This window comes from Nitrosomonas sp. (genome assembly GCF_020852615.1).
GTDB lineage: Bacteria > Pseudomonadota > Gammaproteobacteria > Burkholderiales > Nitrosomonadaceae > Nitrosomonas.
Map to the genome: position 1 here is coordinate 112,367 of NZ_JADZAJ010000039.1, position 21,269 is coordinate 133,635.

24 protein-coding genes and 3 tRNA genes are annotated in these 21,269 nt (G+C 48.6%); 9 read left to right on the top strand and 18 right to left on the bottom strand.

Features of this window, described 5'->3' with window-relative positions; translation table 11 throughout:
* The first annotated feature begins 89 nt into the window (after window positions 1-89).
* The 3 genes from IT527_RS09110 (at window position 90) to argB (ending at window position 1,955) form a co-directional block, all read left to right on the top strand.
* On the top strand, window positions 90-455 hold the full coding sequence (locus tag IT527_RS09110) for a response regulator (RefSeq protein ID WP_292968254.1): 366 nt from the start codon (window positions 90-92) through the stop codon (window positions 453-455).
* Window positions 456-482: 27 nt separating this feature from the next.
* Complete coding sequence (locus IT527_RS09115) at window positions 483-989, top strand: chemotaxis protein CheW (RefSeq protein ID WP_292968223.1); 507 nt, start codon at window positions 483-485, stop codon at window positions 987-989.
* Window positions 990-1,067: 78 nt separating this feature from the next.
* A complete protein-coding gene (argB, locus tag IT527_RS09120) occupies window positions 1,068-1,955 on the top strand; it encodes an acetylglutamate kinase (protein ID WP_292968224.1) in 888 nt (295 codons plus the stop codon).
* 185 nt (window positions 1,956-2,140) lie between these two features.
* On the opposite strand, the gene IT527_RS09125 is transcribed toward argB, so the two are convergent.
* On the bottom strand, window positions 2,141-2,701 hold the full coding sequence (locus IT527_RS09125; RefSeq protein WP_292968225.1) for an NAD(P)H-dependent oxidoreductase: 561 nt from the start codon (window positions 2,699-2,701) through the stop codon (window positions 2,141-2,143).
* Window positions 2,702-2,736: 35 nt separating this feature from the next.
* Window positions 2,737-3,642, bottom strand: a complete 906-nt coding sequence (locus IT527_RS09130; RefSeq protein WP_292968226.1) for a D-hexose-6-phosphate mutarotase — start codon at window positions 3,640-3,642, stop codon at window positions 2,737-2,739.
* Window positions 3,643-3,787: 145 nt separating this feature from the next.
* Between IT527_RS09130 and IT527_RS09135 the strand changes: the two genes are divergently transcribed.
* On the top strand, window positions 3,788-6,637 hold the full coding sequence (locus tag IT527_RS09135) for an aconitate hydratase (protein WP_292968227.1): 2,850 nt from the start codon (window positions 3,788-3,790) through the stop codon (window positions 6,635-6,637).
* Between the two features lie 156 nt (window positions 6,638-6,793).
* Here the strand turns inward: IT527_RS09135 and pstB are convergent, their stop codons facing one another.
* From pstB to pstC, 3 genes are read right to left on the bottom strand one after another with little or no spacing between them, the layout of a single operon-like run.
* The gene (gene pstB, locus IT527_RS09140; protein ID WP_292968228.1) at window positions 6,794-7,594 is read right to left on the bottom strand and encodes a phosphate ABC transporter ATP-binding protein PstB; all 801 of its coding nucleotides are present in this window, start codon (window positions 7,592-7,594) and stop codon (window positions 6,794-6,796) included.
* A gap of 9 nt (window positions 7,595-7,603) precedes the next feature.
* Window positions 7,604-8,530 carry a phosphate ABC transporter permease PstA gene (gene pstA / locus IT527_RS09145; RefSeq protein ID WP_292968229.1) on the bottom strand — a complete coding sequence of 309 codons (927 nt, stop codon included), beginning with the start codon at window positions 8,528-8,530 and terminating at the stop codon, window positions 7,604-7,606.
* 5 nt (window positions 8,531-8,535) lie between these two features.
* The gene (gene pstC / locus IT527_RS09150; RefSeq protein WP_292968230.1) at window positions 8,536-9,462 is read right to left on the bottom strand and encodes a phosphate ABC transporter permease subunit PstC; all 927 of its coding nucleotides are present in this window, start codon (window positions 9,460-9,462) and stop codon (window positions 8,536-8,538) included.
* 215 nt (window positions 9,463-9,677) lie between these two features.
* On the opposite strand from pstC, the gene IT527_RS09155 reads away from it, so the two are divergent.
* A complete protein-coding gene (locus tag IT527_RS09155; protein WP_292968231.1) occupies window positions 9,678-9,896 on the top strand; it encodes a hypothetical protein in 219 nt (72 codons plus the stop codon).
* A 183-nt stretch (window positions 9,897-10,079) separates the two neighbouring features.
* Here the strand turns inward: IT527_RS09155 and mnmE are convergent, their stop codons facing one another.
* From mnmE to IT527_RS09220, 13 genes are all read right to left on the bottom strand, one after another.
* Window positions 10,080-11,456 carry a tRNA uridine-5-carboxymethylaminomethyl(34) synthesis GTPase MnmE gene (gene mnmE / locus IT527_RS09160; RefSeq protein ID WP_292968232.1) on the bottom strand — a complete coding sequence of 459 codons (1,377 nt, stop codon included), beginning with the start codon at window positions 11,454-11,456 and terminating at the stop codon, window positions 10,080-10,082.
* 35 nt (window positions 11,457-11,491) lie between these two features.
* On the bottom strand, window positions 11,492-13,258 hold the full coding sequence (gene yidC / locus IT527_RS09165; protein WP_292968233.1) for a membrane protein insertase YidC: 1,767 nt from the start codon (window positions 13,256-13,258) through the stop codon (window positions 11,492-11,494).
* A gap of 60 nt (window positions 13,259-13,318) precedes the next feature.
* On the bottom strand, window positions 13,319-13,528 hold the full coding sequence (yidD, locus tag IT527_RS09170; RefSeq protein ID WP_292968234.1) for a membrane protein insertion efficiency factor YidD: 210 nt from the start codon (window positions 13,526-13,528) through the stop codon (window positions 13,319-13,321).
* A complete protein-coding gene (gene rnpA, locus IT527_RS09175) occupies window positions 13,525-13,899 on the bottom strand; it encodes a ribonuclease P protein component (protein WP_363278169.1) in 375 nt (124 codons plus the stop codon). Before rnpA ends, yidD begins: the two co-directional genes overlap by 4 nt.
* A gap of 30 nt (window positions 13,900-13,929) precedes the next feature.
* A complete protein-coding gene (gene rpmH / locus IT527_RS09180; protein ID WP_292968236.1) occupies window positions 13,930-14,064 on the bottom strand; it encodes a 50S ribosomal protein L34 in 135 nt (44 codons plus the stop codon).
* Between the two features lie 253 nt (window positions 14,065-14,317).
* On the bottom strand, window positions 14,318-15,799 hold the full coding sequence (zwf, locus tag IT527_RS09185) for a glucose-6-phosphate dehydrogenase (protein WP_292968237.1): 1,482 nt from the start codon (window positions 15,797-15,799) through the stop codon (window positions 14,318-14,320).
* Window positions 15,800-15,811: 12 nt separating this feature from the next.
* Window positions 15,812-16,720 carry a phosphogluconate dehydrogenase (NAD(+)-dependent, decarboxylating) gene (gene gnd / locus IT527_RS09190; RefSeq protein ID WP_292968238.1) on the bottom strand — a complete coding sequence of 303 codons (909 nt, stop codon included), beginning with the start codon at window positions 16,718-16,720 and terminating at the stop codon, window positions 15,812-15,814.
* A 16-nt stretch (window positions 16,721-16,736) separates the two neighbouring features.
* Window positions 16,737-17,819, bottom strand: coding sequence for an ADP-ribosylglycohydrolase family protein (locus IT527_RS09195; RefSeq protein ID WP_292968240.1), 1,083 nt, complete (start codon window positions 17,817-17,819; stop codon window positions 16,737-16,739).
* A 167-nt stretch (window positions 17,820-17,986) separates the two neighbouring features.
* A complete protein-coding gene (locus IT527_RS09200) occupies window positions 17,987-18,241 on the bottom strand; it encodes a DUF167 domain-containing protein (protein ID WP_292968242.1) in 255 nt (84 codons plus the stop codon).
* 38 nt (window positions 18,242-18,279) lie between these two features.
* The gene (locus tag IT527_RS09205; RefSeq protein WP_292968244.1) at window positions 18,280-18,840 is read right to left on the bottom strand and encodes a YggT family protein; all 561 of its coding nucleotides are present in this window, start codon (window positions 18,838-18,840) and stop codon (window positions 18,280-18,282) included.
* 57 nt (window positions 18,841-18,897) lie between these two features.
* On the bottom strand, window positions 18,898-19,710 hold the full coding sequence (gene proC / locus IT527_RS09210; RefSeq protein ID WP_292968246.1) for a pyrroline-5-carboxylate reductase: 813 nt from the start codon (window positions 19,708-19,710) through the stop codon (window positions 18,898-18,900).
* An 81-nt stretch (window positions 19,711-19,791) separates the two neighbouring features.
* Entirely contained in the window at window positions 19,792-20,007 is a 216-nt protein-coding gene (locus tag IT527_RS09215) for a DUF2905 domain-containing protein (RefSeq protein ID WP_292968248.1), read from the bottom strand.
* A 42-nt stretch (window positions 20,008-20,049) separates the two neighbouring features.
* On the bottom strand, window positions 20,050-20,511 hold the full coding sequence (locus IT527_RS09220) for a DUF5658 family protein (protein WP_292968250.1): 462 nt from the start codon (window positions 20,509-20,511) through the stop codon (window positions 20,050-20,052).
* Window positions 20,512-20,712: 201 nt separating this feature from the next.
* Between IT527_RS09220 and IT527_RS09225 the strand changes: the two genes are divergently transcribed.
* The 4 genes from IT527_RS09225 to IT527_RS09240 form a co-directional block, all read left to right on the top strand.
* Window positions 20,713-20,797, top strand: a tRNA-Tyr gene (locus IT527_RS09225).
* Between the two features lie 109 nt (window positions 20,798-20,906).
* Window positions 20,907-20,980: transfer RNA gene (locus IT527_RS09230), tRNA-Gly, on the top strand.
* 27 nt (window positions 20,981-21,007) lie between these two features.
* Window positions 21,008-21,082, top strand: a tRNA-Thr gene (locus IT527_RS09235).
* A 63-nt stretch (window positions 21,083-21,145) separates the two neighbouring features.
* The coding region (locus IT527_RS09240; protein ID WP_292968256.1) for a GTP-binding protein at window positions 21,146-21,269 on the top strand (124 nt) is incomplete at its 3' end.

Genomic DNA, 21,269 nt, shown 5'->3' on the forward strand with positions numbered 1-21,269 from the left:
TACTTGTTCCAGTTCAGGTTATTTCAGGTATTTATTAAAACGCTGCATATTGTGTGGATGAAAATGAAGTGTTCTATAGAGAATCACACATGACAGTCAGAACGATATTGGTAGTCGATGATTCACCGACAGATCGCTATATTATTTCTGACATATTGATCAAAAACGGGTATCAGGTGGATATAGCAGAAAGTGGTGAAGAAGGTGTTAACAAAGTCAGGGAAATCCGGCCGGATCTGGTGCTGATGGATGTTGTCATGCCGGGAATGAACGGGTATCAGGCAACACGCATACTGGCGCGAGATGCAACAACCCGCCATATTCCCGTTATTCTCTGTACAACCAAAGATCAGCAAACCGACAAGATCTGGGGGATAAGACAAGGGGCGCGGAATTATATTACCAAGCCGGTCATGGCTGCAGAATTACTGCAAAAAATTGCCGGACTGGATTGATTTCAATAACTACTACATTAATTACACATGGATACCATGTCAGGGCATTCGCTATCACTGGTTGAACAGATCAGCAAAAAAACTCGGGAAACTTCGGCCACCATACCGGCACTGGGAATCACCATTGGTGAGGATCGCTGGCTGGTGCCCATGAGCGACATCAGCGAAATACTGCCCGTACCTAAAATAACCCCGGTTTTTTTGACGCAGCCCTGGTTCCTCGGCGTTATCAATGTGCGTGGCAGTGTCTATGGTTTATGTGATTTGAGCGGTTATTTTGATAATAAACCGACCTGTATTAGCACAAAAAGTCGAATCTTTCTGACCACACCCCGTTTGGGTGCGGGCTATGCCTTACTGGCCGGAAATGTTCTGGGGATTCGAAACTTAATGGAATTTACCCGCCAGCAAAATCATGAAGATAGACGATCTGTCGTTGCAGGTACATATAGTGATCGCCAGGACAGACGCTGGCGTATGCTGAATTTACGTGCACTGGTGCAGCTCGAATCTTTCCGGCAAGTAAACCGCTGAATAATATCAGCGCCAGTACCACTACCTTATCCTGGCTGTACCTGATACAGCGTATTCAATTTCTTTATCCCTTCAGACATGCAACCTTCTACTGCCATAAACGAAAAAACCAGAATCCTCGCGGAAGCATTACCGTATATCCGGCGTTTTCACGATAAAACCATCGTAGTTAAATACGGTGGTAACGCTATGATTGAGGAAGTACTCAAACAAAGTTTTGCCAGAGATGTGGTATTGCTGAAACTGGTAGGAATGAACCCGGTCATCGTCCATGGCGGTGGGCCGCAAATAGATCAGATGCTAAAGCGTGTTGGCAAGGAAGGAGTATTTATACAGGGTATGCGGGTAACTGATGCTGAAACCATGGATATTGTTGAAATGGTACTGGGTGGCCTCATTAACAAGGAAATCGTCAACCTGATCAATCGTCATGGCGGTCAGGCAGTCGGGTTAACCGGAAAAGACGGATCATTTATTCGAGCTAAACAAATGATGATCCAGGATAAAGAAACAGCAGGAAAATGGGTCAGCATTGGTCAGGTAGGTGAGATTGAATATATTGATCCCACCCTGATTACATTACTTGACAGTCGTGATTTTATTCCGGTAATTGCGCCTATTGGTACGGGTGAAGATGGTGAATCCTACAATATCAATGCTGATCTGGTAGCAGGTTGCCTGGCGGAAACACTCAAAGCAGAAAAATTGATCCTGATGACCAACACCCCCGGTGTATTAGACAAAAATGGCAGTCTGCTCACAGGCCTGACTGCCAACCGGGTGGATGAGCTGTTTGCAGATGGCACGATATCCGGTGGAATGCTGCCCAAAATCAAATCCGCTCTGGATGCGGTTAAAAATGGTGTCAAATCCTGCCATATCATTGATGGGCGAGTACAGCACGCCCTCTTGCTTGAAATACTGACAGATGAAGGTGTGGGAACCCTGATCAAAGGCGAAAACTGATGGCCGGATTGGAACAGAAGCCATTTTCTGTCTCTGAATAGTTGATACTTAAGATTTCCCCTAAAGGTCTGGGCTGTGTTGTTTTACGGGACTGCTTATTGGGTTGCAGGGAGAATTTTTGTGGCGATTTGTGGCATCAGATTGTTCGATGCAGGAAGTGCCTGTGTGTAGGGGTGGCTGTAGTGTTATCGCAGTGTTTTGAGTGCTTGTGCCCATTTGTAGAGCTCATCCAGCATCACTAATGCGGAGTTGGTGTGATACTCTCCGGGCGTAAAGTGTTTGTTTTCAATGAGTGTGGAGACGTTCTGAATAGTTACAGCCTCCACCATGGGCATGATTTTCAGAGTGGTCAGTGTTTGCTTCAGCATTTGTGCTGAGCGCAATCCACCGGATACTCCGCCATAGCTCACAATCCCGGCAGGTTTGTAATTCCATTCCCTGTAAACATAGTTAAGTGCGTTGAGCAGTGAAGGTGGCGGACCAAAATTGTATTCCGGCGTCACGAATACATAGGCATCTGCTGCATGAACACTGGCTGCCCAGTTTCTGGTATGCCCGTGCTGATATTGCTGACGTACAGGGTGTTCCGGTTCGTTGTATACCGGCAGGTTGAATTCATGCAGATCAACTGGAACGGTTTCGAACTTGCCGTGTTGTTTAGCGACCGTACCAAACCATTCTGCGATATATGGGCCGACGCGCCCCGGGCGTGTGCTGCAGGTGATGATATGAAGTTTTAGTGCCATTGTTTTTCCTTGTTCACGGGCATAAGAACCGATTGTCAGTCCTGTTCAACCCTGTAATTGGCAACCAGCCGGAATTCGCTGCCAGGCTGAATATGTACTCGGTCTATGGCGGCATTGGTGGTTTCCACGCAGATAAAGTGCAGGTAGTCATCATCTTCCAGATCTGCCATTTCAACCGAGATTTTTGCCCAGGGGTTCCACACCACGGCTGTCCGGTTGCCTTTGGAAGTAATGTAAATACGGCGCTTGTGAGCAATATCGTGAATGATGAGATCACTGCCGACGGATTGGTAAATCCGATCCACTTCCGCGTTAATTGTTACAGCCCCGGTTTGATTTTTTTCAAGGTTATCATCCACTTTATCAATATAGCGAGTATTTTCCAGGCCGGACACATGGGTTTGGTGAATGTCTCCCACGCTGAAATAAGTATGAAAAGCCTGCGTAATCGTACATGCCTGTGATCCGGAGTTACGGGTTACCAGTTCCAGATTGAGTGTGTCGCCAATGGTGATTTCCAGTCGCAAAATGAATGAACGGGGCCAGATGGATCGTGTTTCTTCAGTGCCGGTTAATCCCAATACGATGCGAATATCGCCTTCCGGTGTGGTGGATGATTCGATCACATCCCACATGCGGTTACGTACAAAGCCATGTGCGGGGCGACCCAGACCTTCCGGGTCAGGGCCAAACCAGGGCCAGCAGACTGGGACACCGCCCTTGATTGCTTTGCCCGGCTGATAATAAGCACGCTTGCTTAAAAATAGAAGATCATCCTGTACGCCTTTTGGCCGGTATGCAAGCACTTGTCCGGCATAAACCGAGATCAGTGCACTGGCCTTGTCACTGCTGACATGGACAAAAGGCAGGCCACCTTCTCCTTCTGTGAAAACGACCTGTTTCCCGATTCCGTAATTTCTGTTCAGTTGCCCGATATTCATTATTTTCCTATTCAGAAATACAAAAGACCTTGTAACCACCGGCACCTGGCCAAGTATTTGGTTACGACCTATGCCGAATGATAAACTCAATCGGTTACCGCATAAATACAAAATGCTCAAAGTCTTTCATTCAAGGAATTAAAACATGGCTCATAACTTATTCAATAGCTTAAGCACATTATCGCTTTCCAGCGGGAAAGCACTCCGGTTTTATTCGCTGGCGGCGCTCGAGGCGGCTGGTTTGGGAACAGTTTCACGTTTGCCGATTTCAATTCGCATCGTGCTGGAATCAATATTGCGCAATTATGACGAAAAGAAGATTACTGAAGTTCATGTCAGGCAGCTGGCCGGCTGGCAGCCAAAAGCAGAACGTACTCAGGAAATCCCATTTGTGGTGGCGCGCATTGTGCTGCAGGATTTTACTGGTGTACCGCTGCTGGTTGATCTGGCTGCAATGCGCAGTGCCGCTGCAAGGCTGGGTAAGGGCGCTGAACTGATCGAGCCGCTGGTACCGGTTGATCTGGTAGTTGATCATTCAATTCAGGTGGATTATTACGGTGACAGCCAGGCAATGGCCCGCAACATGGAAGTGGAGTTCCATCGTAATCGGGAACGTTACCAGTTTATTAAATGGGGGATGCAGGCGTTCGATACATTTGGCGTAGTCCCCCCGGGAATTGGTATCGTGCATCAGGTTAATCTGGAATATCTTGCACGCGGCGTGCATCAGAAGGATGGGCTGGTTTACCCGGATACACTGGTTGGAACTGATTCACACACCACCATGATTAACAGTATCGGTGTAGTGGGCTGGGGGGTGGGGGGCATCGAGGCTGAAGCTGGAATGCTGGGACAACCGGTCTATTTTCTGACCCCGGATGTGGTGGGTGTCAACCTGACCGGGCAGCTGCAGGAAGGAGTAACTGCGACCGATCTGGTGCTAACGGTGACAGAGATGTTGCGCCGGGCTAATGTAGTAGGCAAGTTTGTCGAATTTTTCGGTGAGGGCGCCACTTCACTCAGCCTGCCGGATCGTGCCACGATTGCCAATATGGCTCCCGAATACGGTGCGACTATGGGCTTTTTCCCGGTAGATGAAGTTACATTGACTTACTTCCGGCAAACTGGCCGCACTGATGAAGAGATTGATGCTTTTGAGCGTTATTTCAAGGTGCAGGGATTGTTTGGTATGCCACGCCAGGGAGAAATTGATTACAGTCAGGAGCTCTCGCTGGATCTGGGTACGATTGTATCTTCTCTGGCCGGGCCAAAGCGTCCACAGGACCGGATAGCACTCAAAGAGCTGAAATCCGAATTTACCGGGCTGTTCAGCAGACCGATCAAGGAGAACGGTTACGGCAAGCCGGCCGAAATACTGCAAAATACGTATTGCACACGTGATGGTAATTCTGCAGAGTCCAGTCTCTGTGTCGCACCCGACAGCAGTCAGAGTGAGTTGGCACTTACGCCGGGCAGCGCACGTAACGCGGTTGAAATGGTCAATAACCATCCCACACGGCAGGCTGCCGGTACCGGGGCGCCGGCACAGTCGATCGGGCTGCACCATGGCGATATACTGATTGCAGCAATCACTTCCTGCACCAACACTTCCAATCCAAGCGTACTGATTGCAGCTGGCTTACTGGCTAAAAAAGCGGTGGAGAAAGGCCTGACGGTCAGAAAACATATCAAGACCTCGCTTGCGCCTGGCTCCCGGGTTGTTACGGAGTATCTGAATGCAGCCGGTTTGATGCCTTATCTCGAGCAGTTGGGCTTCAGCCTTGCTGGTTATGGTTGTACAACCTGTATCGGAAATTCCGGGCCGTTAGCAGAAGTGATTGAAGAGACTGTCGTCAAGGATGATCTGGTATGCGCGGCTGTATTATCGGGAAACCGGAATTTTGAAGCTCGTGTTCATCCCAATATCCGTGCTAATTTTCTTGCTTCTCCGCCATTGGTAGTGGCCTATGCAATTGCCGGAACGGTGCTGAAAGATCTGACACGCGAACCGCTGGGGGACGGTAAAGATGGTAAACCTGTCTGGCTGCATGATATCTGGCCGGGCAGTGCTGAAATTGAGTCTATGATGAAATTTGCCACTCAGGCAGAAACTTTCCGTCGTCTGTACAGCGATTTCACCCGAGATCATCCACTGTGGAACAATATCACTTCAGTTACCGGCAGATTGTACGACTGGCCGGATTCCACCTATATCGCCGAACCACCATTTTTTGAAGATTTTTCTCTGGAAATCAATCGGGCCGGAATGCCGGACGTGATTCGCGGCGCTCGTGCATTGGCAATCTTCGGTGATTCAGTCACGACCGACCATATCAGCCCGGCGGGATCGATTAAAGAATCTTCACCGGCAGGACAATATTTGCTGGCGCATGGCGTTTTCCGGACAGATTTCAACAGCTACGGATCACGTCGCGGCAATCACCACATCATGATGCGCGGTACTTTTGCCAATGTGCGTATCAGAAATCTGATGATCCCCGGCAGTGAAGGAGGGGTAACGCTGTATCGCAGCAAAGATGATGCTGAAGGAAAACAAATGAGTATCTTCGATGCAGCTATGCGGTATATCGGAGATGGAATTCCAACGATTGTATTTGCGGGTAAGGAGTACGGTACAGGATCAAGCCGTGACTGGGCAGCAAAGGGTACACAGCTGCTGGGTGTCAAAGCGGTTGTTGCGGAGAGTTATGAGCGTATCCATCGCAGCAATCTGGTAGGCATGGGAGTATTACCACTGCAGTTTATGGAAGGTGATAGCGTCAGTTCACTTGGTATTCAGGGCAATGAGACGTTCGAGCTTCCCGGCCTGGGCAATATTCAGCCGCAACAGGAAGTTGTGCTGGTTATTTACAGACAGGATGGTTCACGCCGGGAAGCCAGGCTGCGTTGCCGGATTGATACCGCGATCGAGGTGGATTACTACTACCACGGCGGTATCCTGCCTTATGTGTTGAGAAAAGCGTGCGCGTTGTGAGTGATTTTTCTGTGTGATCACTCGGAATCAGCTTGCATATAAAGAAAGAGAAAAGGGTACCCGAATGAGGTATATTGCCCCGCAACCCGTATGAAAGGTGTGGCGGTAAGCGGGATCAAATGGGACTAAGCGGGACCGGGCGGGGGCTCACCTGTCCTAACCGAACCGGCCGGTGATGTAGTCTTCAGTCTGTTTATTCTTCGGTTTAATGAAGATGGTATCGGTGGCACCAAATTCGATTAGCTCGCCCATATACATATAGGCAGTGTAGTCTGATACCCGGGCGGCCTGTTGCATGTTGTGGGTCACAATCAGGATCGTGACCTTGTTTCGGAGGTCAGAAATCAATTCCTCGATACTTGCTGTGGCGATTGGGTCCAGTGCAGAGGTGGGTTCATCGAATAACAGAATCTCGGGGTCTGTCGCCAGTGCACGGGCGATACACAAGCGCTGTTGCTGACCGCCTGAAAGATTAAAGGCAAGATCCCCGAGCCGATTTTTGACTTCTCCCCATAGTGCAGCATTACGTAGTGCATTTTCCACACGTTCTTCAAGAATTGAGCGGCGTTTGACTCCCCGTATTCTCAATCCATAAGCAACATTTTCAAAAATTGATTTTGGGAAGGGGTTGGGTTTCTGAAACACCATGCTGATCCGCATTCTGACTTCAATCGGATCGACTTCGGGCGAAAGAATATTTTCGTTATCCGGATGAAGAATGATTTCTCCCTCATAACGGTTGTGCGGGTAGAGATCATGCATACGGTTGAAACAACGCAGGAAAGTTGATTTTCCACAGCCTGACGGTCCGATCAGGGCAGTAACCTGTTTTTCGTGAACCACCATATCAATATTTTTAAGTGCCTGATATCCGCCGTAATAAAAATTCAGTTTATTAACTACAGATTTTTGGATTGCCGTAGCAGAGCTGCCGCTGGCCGGTTTGAAAATTTGCATAATCGTGATTTACCACTTGATATTTTTACGTAGACGGTAACGGAGGTAGATAGCCAGTCCATTCATCAGTAACGTCATGATAACCAGTACCAGACCGGCGGCTGCAGCATTATGCTGAAAAGCTTCTTGCGGTCTTGAAATCCAGTTGAACATCTGGATTGGCATGACTGTAAACGGCTCCATCAGCCATTCGAATGATATGAACGGAAACTGATCCTGCAGGGGAGACGGGGGAAGAAAAGCAATAAATGTAAGTGCACCGATAGTGATGATTGGAGCTGTTTCTCCGATTGCGCGCGCCAGCCCGATAATGATGCCTGTCATAATACCGGCTGCAGAATAAGGTAACACATGGTCCGCTACCGTTTGCCATTTGGTTGCACCCAGGGCATAAGCGCCTTCGCGAATGGAAACGGGGATGGATCGGATTGCTTCACGAGTCGCTACGATGACAATTGGCAGAATCAGCAGTGCCAATGTTAATCCGGCCGAGAGAATGCTCTGACCCAGTCCCAGCTCATAAACAAACAGCCCCAGCGCAAGCAGGCCGTAAATAATGGAAGGCACACCTGCCAGGTTGGTGACATTGATTTCAATGATTTCAGTGATGAAGTTTTTCGGCGCATATTCCTCGAGATAAACGCCGGCTGCTACACCAAGGGGAACAGCGGCGACGGCTGTCACCAGCATAACCAGTGTAGTGCCGACCCACGCGGAGAGAATTCCGGCCATTTCCGGTTTGCGTGATGGAAAAGAAGTGAAAAACTCCCAGTTCAGGCGTGGCATGCCGTCGATAATCATATTCCCAAACAGTGCAATAAACGTCAAAACCGCGATCATCAGGGCGATAATGCCCGCTATCAGTGCCAGCAGATCCCAGCGCTTGTGATGCGCAATAATGGCGCGTATTTCGTTCAGGTTGTCAGAGTGATTCATGGGTATCAATAGACCTCACGGTATCGTTTGCGCAGCAAATGTCCCAGGATGTTGAAAACCAGTGTTAGCAGAAGGAGTGTTAACCCTGCCGCAAAAATTGTCTGGTACCCGATGCTGCCATGCGGCAAATCTCCCAGACTGACCTGAACGATGTAGGTGGTAATGGTTGCTGCAGGTTCCATGGGATTCCATACCAGATTGGGCTGCATGCCTGCGGCAATGGCAACTACCATGGTTTCACCGACAGCGCGGGAAATCCCGAGAATGTAGGCTGCTGCGATACCCGATAAGGAGGCAGGCATGACTACCTTAATCGCTGTTTGAAAACGTGTGGCACCAATGGCATAAGAGCCTTCCCGCAGATGCATGGGCACGGAACGCATGGCGTCTTCTGTCATCGAACTGACATAGGGGATGATCATGATTCCCATGACCAGTCCGGCAGACAGAAGACTGAAACCAGGCAGGCCAGGAAGAATAGTTTGCAGTAGCGGTGTAACAAACAGTAACGCGAAATACCCGTAGACGACAGTTGGGATACCTCCAAGCAGTTCAAGGAACGGTTTGGCGATTTCTCTTACCGCAAAAGGGGCGAATTCGGAAAGGTAAATGGCAATGATAGTGCCAAAAGGGAGTGCAATAACCAGTGCAACCAGCGAGCTGATGGCAGTTCCTGAAACCAGTGGAAGTATTCCGTAGTGGGCGTCATCAAATAACGGTGTCCATTGTGTATCAGTCAGAAAATCCCACAGGGAAACATGTTCGAAAAATACCAGCGATTCTGAAACCAACAGGTAAATAATCGCAAAAGTGATGAAAACAGAAAGAGAGGCAGCCAGGAACAGGAGCAGCTCGATAGTTCTTTCTTTCAGATATCGCTTGTAGTTATGGCGTAAATTTTTAGGTGAATGATGGGTGTCTGGTGTGGGCATTCTTATTGTCTGAATATCAATCCGGATACGCGGAGCCAGCTTATTCTAGAAACCGATTGTTACAGTTTGATGAAAAATAAGCTTCTGACATGGCCCACAGGTTCTTGCAGGCCAGATACAAAGTACGTTGCACCTATTGATTACCGTTAAAGTTGTAATAAATACAGGTCGATATTTGCAGCATGTTTATCTTGGAAATAGCCAGGCGGGAGTAGATGATGACATTGAAGAACATGATAAAAGAGTTCGCTGCTTATCTGGGGGGGCGGGAATCTGTTCTTGACAGGGATTATGCAAGAATTGCCGAGCAGATTAAATTAATGTGGGGGCATGCAGAGTTTTATTGTTATCTGGAAAAACTGCTGGTTGTTGAGAAAGGACGAGGCCGATCAGGTTTTCCGTTTGAGGTAATTCTGGAATTTGACAAGCTGTAAGAAATTCACGAACGCTTGTATCCCCGGAAATAATTGGCGTATAGAGAAATCCGGCCGGTATCAGCCAGTGTTTTAATGTGCCGGGCAAGGGGGACCAAACAGCACAGGGATCTGGAAAAAACTGAAGACGGTTTCCCAACCCCTGACACACGATCTTTGTCGTGCACTGAATAGAAAGGCTTGTTATTTTCCAATACAGAAACTGGAAAAAATCTCTCCCAACAGGTCATCACTGGAAAATTCTCCGGTAATAGAGGAAAGCGCCTGTTGAGCAAGACGCAATTCTTCGGCGAATATTTCCAGCTGATCGGCGTTTTTTAACCAAACAGCCGCACTTTCCAGTCGTTCTTTTGTGCGTGATAACGCTTGCAGATGGCGCTGGCGTGCCATATAAGCGCCTTCCCCGGCAAGGTTGGCCTGCCAGCCTGCTGTTTTAAGCAGAGTAGTTTGTAGTAGCGCGATGCCTTCACCATTTTTGACAGAAAGATAAACGGCTGTGCCAGATGCATTTTCTGCTACGTGTGGCGGCAGGGCAGTCAGATCAATTTTGTTGTGGACAGTGAGTACAGGCAGCCGATGTGGCAGGCGCGCCAGTACTGAACGATCTTCCTCTGTTATGCCATAGCGGCTGTCCACCAGCAGTAATACCAGATCGGCCTGTTCGATTGCTGCGTAGGTGCGGGCAATACCGTGCTGCTCAACAATATCACTGGTTTCTCTTAACCCGGCGGTGTCAATGAGATGGAGCGGGATGCCTTCGATCTCGATGGATTGCCGAATGGTATCTCTGGTGGTCCCGGGGATATCAGTGACGATAGCAATTTCATCACCGGCAAGCCGGTTGAGCAGGCTGGATTTACCCACATTGGGCTGACCTGCCAATACGACCTTGATACCTTCCTGCAGCATATTCCCCTGACGAGAAGCGGCCAGTACCTGTTCCAGCTTTGTCTGGATGGCGGCCAGCTGTTCGACAGCATGAGCAGATTGGAGGAAATCGATTTCTTCTTCCGGAAAATCGAGTGTGGCCTCGACCAGCACACGCAGATCAGTCAGGGCGTTTACCAGCTGGTGGATGGTTGAGGAGAATTCTCCCTGTAGCGAGCGTACTGCACAGCGCGCGGCGCTGGTGGTACTGGCTTCAATCAGATCTGCCACAGCTTCGGCCTGGGCAAGATCAAGTTTATTGCTGAGAAAGGCACGTAAAGTGAATTCACCCGGTTCTGCCAGTCGAGCACCCAGTTGCAGGCAGCGATCCAGTAACAGACCCATGACAGCGGGGCCGCCGTGGCCCTGCAGTTCCAGTACGTCTTCACCAGTGTAGGAATTCGGGGAGCGGAAGTATAGTGCAATTCCCTGATCGATAACCTGTTGGCTTTGGTCAAGGAAATTGAACAGTCCGGCGTAACGCGGTTCGGGAAGTTTGCCCAGGAGATTCCGGGCAAACGGTTCCAGGTTTGTTCCGGAAATCCTGATTATTCCGACACCCCCCCGGCCTGGGGGGGTGGCAATAGCCGCGATGATGTCGTTATTTTGTACTGGTATGGCTGACTGTTGCATATTCCTTTCATGTTAAGGAATACAAGGCAGCAGAGTTACGAGCGTTTATTCTCTTTCGTTTTTTTCTCTGTCTTTTTCGAATTACCGGCAGATTTTCCGGAAACATTTTTGCTGGCCGCTGAGCCATACATTTTTGTGATTTGCCATTGTTGTGCAATCGACAGGATGTTATTAACCAGTGAATAAAGAACCAGCCCGGCTGGAAAGAAGAAGAACATGGCACTGAAAATAATCGGCATGAACTGCATGACTTTAGCCTGGATAGGGTCCGTAGGTGTCGGATTAAGCTTGGTTTGCACGAACATGGAGATACCCAATAATGCAGGCAGCATATAATACGGATCTGGTGAGGATAAATCATTGATCCATAATGCAAAAGGTGCATAACGCAATTCTACTGCCGCAAGAATTGTCCAGTACAGCGCGATGAATACCGGGATCTGTACCAAGATCGGGAAGCAGCCACCCATCGGGTTGATCTTTTCTTCCTGATAGAACTCCATCATGGCCTGGTGCATGCGCTGCCGATCACCTTTGTACTGTTCCTGAAGGCGTTGCAGTTTAGGGGTTACCAGCCGCAATTTGGCCATTGAACGGTAACCGGCAGCAGATAGCGGGAAGAATAAGAGCTTGACCGTCATGGTCAGCAGGATAATGGCAATTCCCCAGTTACCTATCCATGAATGATAAAAAGAAAGCAGGCGAAATAATGGCTTGGCGACCATAGTCAGCCAACCGTAATCAACTGTCAGTTCCAGACCGGGGGCAAGTCCTGCCAGATCATCCTGCTCTTCCGGGCCCGCGTAAAATGGCATGGTGGTAGTTGTGGTTTCACCGGGAGCAATAACCCCGGCAGGCACAATTACTCCGGCTGTGTAGAGATTGTCACTTTGCCGTTTGGCAAAAAATTCGCGAGGAATGTGTTGTTGCGGTAACCAGGCAGTCAGGAAGTAGTGTTCCAGCATGGCAATCCAGCCGTTATTTGCATTGGCTGGATAATCTGCTTTGCCTTTATCCAGATCGGTAAAAGGAATCTTCTGATATTTACCTTCATCGGTATAAACAGCAGCCCCCAGAAAAGAGGGGATCATCATGGTTTTACCTGCTGGCGGGGTGCTGTCACGCAGCATCTGGAAATAGGCAAACGGACGAACCGTGGCGTCACCTTTATTGGCTACTTCAAAACCAACATCAATCACATAGCTGTTGCGGTGAAAAGTATAGGTTTTGATAACCTGCACGCCTTCTGATTCCGGTGCCAGCAGACGAACGGTAATTTTATCCTCACCGGCAGATAGCTCGTAGTTGCGAACATCTGATTCTGCCCGGTAGGTGGTTTTATGATTAGGTAACCCTTCTCCGACCAGGCCGGATTGCGCAACATAGGTGCGAGCAGCTTCGCTGTGCAACAAGGCATAGGGTACGTTTTTATCTTCTGTTGAAGGTTGCTGCAGCAACTCCAGGCGCCGTAAATCTCCCCCCATCGTATCAATTTCAGCGACTACCTTATCGGTGACGACGCGAATCTGTTCTCCTGAAGGCAGCAGGCGCGGAGTGGCTGTATCGCCACTGCCATTGCTTACAGGTATTCCATCCTGCGGGTTTGCTTGTGATGAAGCAAGTTCGCTACCCGGAACAGGGAGGCTGCTGTCATTACCGGCTTGTGCTGAATCGGCCGGAGCAACAGTCTGGGTAACAGCAGGGGGATTTTTAAATTTCTCCTGTTCCTTTACCCATGCATCCCATAAAAAAAGTAGTGACGTTGAAAAAATGATAAGCAGTACGATTTTTTTATTATCCATTTTTGGAACTCAGGAAAGCGGAAAATGATAAATACGAAGTACTAAATGAGCGGTAAATACCTATGGAACAGGATCATAGCCTCCCTGATGCCAGGGATGGCAGCGCAGTATACGTTTTACCCCCAACCATAACCCTTTGGTAAGACCATGCCTGATCAGCGCTTCCTGCATATAACTTGAACAGGTTGGATGAAATCTGCAGGAGGGGGGAAGCAAGAGACCGACACTGTACCGGTATAGTTTGATAAGGCTGATGAGCAGTTGCTTCATGATTGCCTTGCTGCCTTATTGAAAAGCACTGCAGCTTCCTGATAGATGTGCGATGAGTCAGACTGATCAGCGGGACACCGAAGCTGCACGACACAATCCAAATTTTTGAGCATGTGTCGATGCTTGCGGAATGCCTCCCGAATCAGACGCTTGATACGATTTCTTCTGACGGCCTTTCGTTCAATCCGTTTAGCCACAACCAAACCAACTCGCGCGTAGTCGCAGTGAGTGGTGGCTGGTTTTACATGCAATCTTAACGAAAGGCTTTCAAACACGATTTTATTTCGCAGTACAGCACGAAATTCTTCAGATTTCCGCAGTCTGCATTGTTTGGGTAGAGTGCAGATTTGCCCGGCTGCCAAAAAATACAATTCTGTGTGCGTGTTCGGGCTGATCTGTGATTACACGCTGAGTCTGGCTCGTCCTTTTGCGCGGCGTGCGCGAATAACTGCTCTGCCACCGCGTGTTTTCATGCGAACACGGAATCCATGAGTACGTTTTCTTTTGATGACGGATGGTTGATAGGTGCGTTTCATTTTTAGTGATGCCTATATTTTTGTGTTTACAGTGAAAAAACCAAGCAAAAAAACCAAGCAGAGTCAGCCCGTATTATTAATGGAAACAAGCTCAGCCCTTTTTGAACCGAGCATTGTAGCCCAACCTTGGAAGATTGTGCTACATGTATTTTTAACGCAAGTTCTGTGGCTGATGTTGTGTGGACTGGGGTGAATTTTACTATGTGGATACGTTTTTCCTGTAAAGTCAGGCGTATCTTCCGGTCGCGGACTTCTAAAGTTCGTTGCGCCAGGTTTGATCGTCATTGTCAAACAATCGGTTTGCTTCCGCCGGCCCCCAGCTGCCGGCCGGATAAGTCGGGATATATTCACGTTCTACTTCCCAATGTTTTAAAATTGGATCAATCACTTGCCATGCCCATTCAACTTCATCAAAACGAATGAAAAGTGAACGGTCACCTTCTATGGCATCGAGTAACAATGTTTCATAAGCATCCAGAGCTTGTTCATCTGTTTTAAGGAAACTCGCATTCATCTGCATTACCCGGGTATTCATGTCCAGGCCAGGTTGTTTAACGTGAATTTCCATGCGCATTGATTCTTCCGGCTGGATTGAAAGCAGTATCCAGTTTGGCGCAATCCATTCCACAGGCGTTTCGCGAAATAGTTGCTGGGGTGGATGTTTAAAACGAATTGCAATCATAGAGTGCTGTCTGGGCATGCGTTTGCCTGTACGCAGATAAAACGGCACCCCGCGCCAGCGCCAGTTATCTATGTAAAATTTGGCAGCGACAAACGTTTCAGTAATTGAATCCCGTTCAACATTATCTTCCTGCTGGTAACCTGCTATCACCTGACCATCGATATTTCCATGCGTATACTGAGCCCGCACGGCATGGGCGTGTATTGCACGTTTGGCGATCGGGCGAATGGAACGCAATACCTTGACTTTTTCATTACGTAGCGCATCTGCCTCAAGAGCGGGTGGTGGTTCCATGGCTACCACGGTCAGTAATTGCATCAAATGATTTTGCAGCATATCGCGCAGCGCACCTGCACGGTCGTAATACCCCGCACGTTTTTCAATCCCGATCGATTCCGCTACTGTAATTTGAACATGGTCGATAAAATTACGATTCCACAGCGGTTCGATCAATGTATTGGCAAACCGGAAGACCAGTAGATTTTGTACGGTTTCCTTGCCAAGAAAATGATCAATACGGTAAATCTGTTCTTCATCAAAATGCTGATGGAGCAGGCGATTCAGCACTTGGGCCGATTCCAGGTCTTCTCCGAACGGTTTTTCGATTACTACCCGATTCATGCCTCTTGGCTCATTGAGGCCGACTGCTTTCAGGTTTTTGATCACCGCAATAAAATCGGCAGGCCTGATGGCAAGATAAAATACCGTGCGCAAACAGGTCGGGCAGGGCGCGAGACTGGCTGCTAACGTTCTGTAGGATTCAACATCGTTGAGATCGCCTTGCTGATAACGGAAGCGTGCAAGAAAACGATCCAGTAACAATTCACGGGAAGGCTGGCTGGCTTTGCTTTTTAAAAGCTCGCGCAAATGCAGGACCCAGTCGTCAGTTGTCCATTCACGGCGTGAAAAAGCAATAATGGAAAGATTTTCTGCCAGGCGATCGGCACTTTCCAGATCAAACAATGCTGGCAGGAGTTTATTTGAGGCAAGATCGCCGGTTGCTCCAAAAATAACAAATAAACAGGGAAGATTTCCGGATTGACCTGTTTTCATGCCGTCCATTTGTTAATCTTTTTTAATGGCATGACCGCCAAAACCATGACGCATCTTTGCAAGTATTTTGGCCGTATAATCATTTTTTTCCTGTGTTGCGAAACGCATCATCAACGCGAGAGTCATCACCGGCGATGGAATTCCCTGTTCGATGGAGGCTAAAGCAGTCCAGCGACCCTCTCCTGAATCCGCTACAAACGGAACAATATCAGCGAGCTCCTGGTCTTCTGCTAAAAAATCAGCTGACAAATCGAGCAGCCATGAGCGCACCACGCTACCATGCCGCCATAATTCGGCGATCGCAGCCAAATCAAGATTGAATCCGGATTTATCTTTCATTAGCGCAAATCCTTCTGCCAGCGCCTGCATCATGCCGTACTCAACCCCGTTATGTACCATTTTTACATAGTGTCCTGAACCAACCGGCCCGGTATGCAACCAACCGGTCGTTGGAGTCGGCGCCAATACTTCCAGATAAGACCTTAATCGTGCTGCTGCTGTATCTGATCCGCCAAACATAATGCAGTAACCGTTCTCCAGTCCCCAAATCCCTCCGGATACGCCTGCATCAGCAAATTCGATATCAAGTGCTGCACAGCGCGCTGCACGAGGGGCATCATCTTGCCAGTGGGCATTTGCACCGTCTACGATCAAGTCGCCGGGTGACAGCAACGGCAGCAGTGCGGAAAATGCTGCTTCAGTCACTTCGCCAGCCGGTAGCATTAACCATATGATACGTGGTGCTTCAAGTGCTGCCACCAGCGCCGCATAATCCCTACAGGCCAGGTGTCCGGTTTCTCTGGCCAATGCTTCAGTTACATCAAAGGTACGGTTCATCACGGCAATCTGTTTATTCTGTCTGGTGAGGCGGCGTGCCATGTTGCTTCCCATACGCCCTAAACCAATCATGCCAAATTCCATCTTTTTCTCCCCGATCTCAGATTTGATTCATCCCATCAGCAAGTTCTGTAGCCAGCTTGCGAAGTTGCGCCGAATCAGCCAGCCCGTCAAGTAAATGTGGAGGAATACCGGATAAACCGACTTGAGCGCCCGCCAGTGATCCCGTCAGTATTGCTCGTGATAAATTCTGCCCGCCCCCGTTCACCGCATGTAAAACGGCTGCCTCGAAATCATGGTGAAATCTTGCTGCCAGATAATAGGCGGCTGGTAACAGATGATAAATTGCGCAAGGCATGCCATAGACAACAGATACTTTCCATGCCGGTTCGATACGAATTTCAGGGTCTGTTGCTGCTGCCGCCATATAAGATGGTGTGAGCAAAGCATCTGGAGAGGCAAAACACCCGGCGCAGGGCATACTCAAATTGTCGGAACGTGGCGGTTGAAAGTTGCTGCCGGTCACTGAATGAAAGGGCAGTTCACCACATTTCACAAGATTCATGAGTTTGCCTGATAAGTCAGTATCAAGCTTATGTCCCTGAATCAGCATGCCCAGCACCGCACCATATGCAACCGTCATTGAAACTACGGTTTCATCAGTCTGGGTCAGTGTCACATTATCCGAAATGGCAGCTGCAAGTCTGGCAGGCTGGCACGCATAACGAACAGCAATGGCAAGCGTCCGCTCTGCTGCTTCAGTCGTATCGGCGTGGCCACCAGTCTGTCCCCAGGGCAATTTCTGTTGTACCCGTTTGCGCCATGTTTCGCGAATGGACTGGCTGGTATAACCGCCAGGACCATTGGCTGGCGTGCCATCGAGCAGCGGAAACAGTTCTTCGTCTATACGGCGACAGAAATCTGCTGTATCGTAACCATTACATTCAATCAGGGAAGAGATGGTCAGTTTCAGGATGAAGCCGGATTGTGACAGCTGTCCCGCTTTTAATCCTGCGTGGTATCGATCCGGTTTGGGGTCGATATAACCGGCCACCCAGTCTCCATAATCATGGCGAAGTGCCGAAAGATCATAGTACCAGTGTGGCCCCAGCCCCAGTGCGTCTCCAATGAATGCACCCATGATGGCTCCTGCTGCACGGTCCTGTATATTTTTATCAGGCATAAATGTAATCTCCTGTTCCACACTTAAAAAAACAGATATCCGGTGAGTATTAAGGAATCCCTGTACGAATTTTCCTCGTGGCTGCACACCTTACAGTCATTGCAATTTTGCCGGCAGCACGGCGCATGGAGGATTCGTGCAGAAATCCCCTGAGTGCAGCAGGCTGCTCAGTTTTTCTCGCTGAACAATACTTCGGGCCCACCGGATGGCTGGCAGATTTCTACGACCTTGTGCCGGGACTGAGTACCATGTCTCAACGAGACATATTTCAGGGGGACATTAAAGCGTCTTGCCAAAAATACTATCAGTGCGCTATTTGCTTTTCCGTCCACCGGGGGGGCGGCCAATTTTATTTTCAGCTCCCCTTCACGAATATCAGCAACTTTTGTCTGTCTGGCACCTGGCTGGATGTAAAGTTTCAAAACCAGATTCCGGCCATTCTCAAAGCTGTACCAGCTCATTAAAATAGGGTCAGAATCTGATGCTGCCAATTTTCCACAATCATCAGCAGTACCTGTAGCAGGATAAAAGCGAATAATGAAGAAAGATCAAAATTGCCTATGGGAGGAATATACCGGCGTATTGGCTCCAGAATGGGCCCGGTAAAACTCTCCAGCACGGGTGCAAGTGGTGTGTTCGGGTTAACCCAGGATAATACAGCCTGCACAATAATTGAAATGAGTAGAATATTGAGGGTCATGCTGGCAAGTTTAACCAGTGCTAATAAAGTGAATGCCGGTATGCTGATACCTGCACCATGGCCACTCAACAGGCTGATACCTGTCAGAATGATAAATTGGGTAAGCCAGGCCAATACGAAAGTGGATAAATCAAGGCCGCGCCAGCTTGGGATTACCCGGCGTGCCGGTTTAACCATAAAATCCGTTACCATCACCAGAAACCTGGTAAACGGGTGGTAATAAGGCACGCGAAACCACTGCACATAAAACCGCAGTAACAGCGCCAGCGAAAACAGTCCAAGTAAAGTATCCAGTAAAAACACCAATATTTGATTAGGCATAGTTCTCTCGTTAGAAGTTGTGGTGGTTGCCGGATCATGGCCCGGTTACGGGCAAAATCATATATGTCCGAATGTTTCACCCATTTGCCGGGAGCGATCACAGGCTGTATGCATAGCTCGAATAAACGCGTTCTTAATATCGGATTGCTCCATGCTGAGTAAAGCTTGTTCTGTTGTCCCGCCCTTTGAAGTTACTTTTGTCCTCAGTATTGCCAGCGTGTCATTGCTTTGTGCGGCAAGATCGGTAGCTCCAAGAAATGTCTGTACAGCAAGCAGCTTTGCGGTATCAGCAGTCAGCCCCAGCTGTACTCCTGCTTCCTGCATGGCTTCCAGAAAATAGAAAACATAAGCAGGACCGCTGCCTGACAAAGCAGTTACCGCATCCAGCTGAGCCTCTTTATCCACCCAGATTATTGTGCCGACAGCTTTCAGAATAGCAGCAGTCTGCTCTTTTTGGTGGCTGCTAACCAAGGGCAGCGCATATAAACCGGTGATTCCTTTTCCAATTAATGCTGGCGTATTGGGCATGGCACGGATAATAAATTTATGCTGATTCAGCCATTGGCTTAAATCACTTGTACGAACCCCGGCTGCAATCGATATAACAAGCTTATTTTGAAGGAATTGCGCAGCCTGGCTGGCTGCTTCATGCAACTGCTGCGGCTTTACAGCAAAAATGATAATTTCGCTGCAATGTGTTCCATCAGGTATTGATTCAGTTGTGGTGACACCATATTCATCAGCGAGTTGTCGCCGTTGCTGTGCATTGATTTCTGCGACGCAAACCTGAGAGGGGGTGAATCCATGGTGTATCAAGCCGCCAATCATGGCTTTTGCCATGTTCCCGCCGCCAATAAAGGTAATATTCATGAACAATCCTGATTTATATAAATAAGCAGCAGCAACAACAATGGAATTAAAATACTTGGGAGACAACGAAACTGCCGGTGGCTATTTTTTGAATAGGTTAATTATGATGCTCAACACGATACTTACAATCAGCATAGAGGTAACAGGAAAAAATACCTTGCTGTGCCGTGTTTCTATCCGGATATCACCCGGCAGTTTTCCGAACCAGTTAAGTAACCAGGGAGCAAAATACAGCACTACTCCAATAGCGAGTATCACCACACCAGCTATAACTAACCAACGGGCAATCTGTTCCATCCGGCCTGTAAGGAGAAGTTCAGGGTATATGTCTGAGCACTATCAAAAACCGATAACCTGCAGCAGTATCAGTTCATAGCTGATCAGGCAGGTGTAACCTGTCGAGATCATGTAAAGCAGATGTCGACACCGAAATCCACCGTGAATCTGTACTTCATGGTGGATGGTCAGGAGAATGGCTGCCAGAGAAGTCAGTGCCAGTTTGAAGGCAATAAACTTCTGTGTGCTGTTCTCAATCAGTATTTCCATGAAATAATTGAGTTCTGTACCACCGCCGGTCAATATGCTGACGGTCAGGAAAGCGTCTGCTGCGCTGAGTAAAACGATGGCGAGGCAGCAGGTTGTTAAGAGCCAGTCGTATTGGTCAACGTAAGCGGCTCCCCTGACGGAACGTCTCTGTACAAGCCGTCTCCCCTGTTTGAACCCTAGCTGGTAGGGGCAAACAAAAGCAGCCCTGATACGCCTTTCCCGCGATCGCCGATTTACTGTCAGTTGGTTTGACATTATCCGTTTCCTCAGGCATAAGTAAAAATATGGATCCGCCCATTTCTTTAGAACTGACCCGCTACACATCCGCTCTTCTCTTCTTTCATGGGCAGCAAGTGTAAAGCTGCCCGTCCGGCAGTGCAACATCATTGAAACCGGTACAGGCTAACAGCAGCGTTGACTTGATCGTGCTAAACGTTCATAATGCCCCGCTATTTTGGAGGGGTTCCCGAGCGGTCAAAGGGATCAGACTGTAAATCTGACGGCTCTGCCTTCGAAGGTTCGAATCCTTCCCCCTCCACCAGTAAATAAAAATCAGAATGCGTGGCAGGCAATATCGTTGGTTGTTGTATTGACAGTCACGAGCGAGATAACTGTTTATCTTGGGCATAAGGCAGGTGGACCGGGTATAAGCGGGTGTAGCTCAATGGTAGAGCAGAAGCCTTCCAAGCTTACGACGAGGGTTCGATTCCCTTCACCCGCTCCAATATGGTGGCGAGGATATATTCGATTAGCCCATGTAGCTCAGTGGTAGAGCACTCCCTTGGTAAGGGAGAGGTCGCCAGTTCAATCCTGGCCATGGGCACCAGGTAAACCGTGGTCAGGATTGGTAAATTGCTGTAGTGGAACATAAATAAAAGGAATAAACGTAATGGCGAAAAGTAAATTTGAGCGTGTAAAGCCGCATGTGAATGTGGGGACGATTGGTCATGTGGATCATGGTAAGACGACGCTAACGGCAGCGATTACGACGATTCTGACCAAAAAATTTGGTG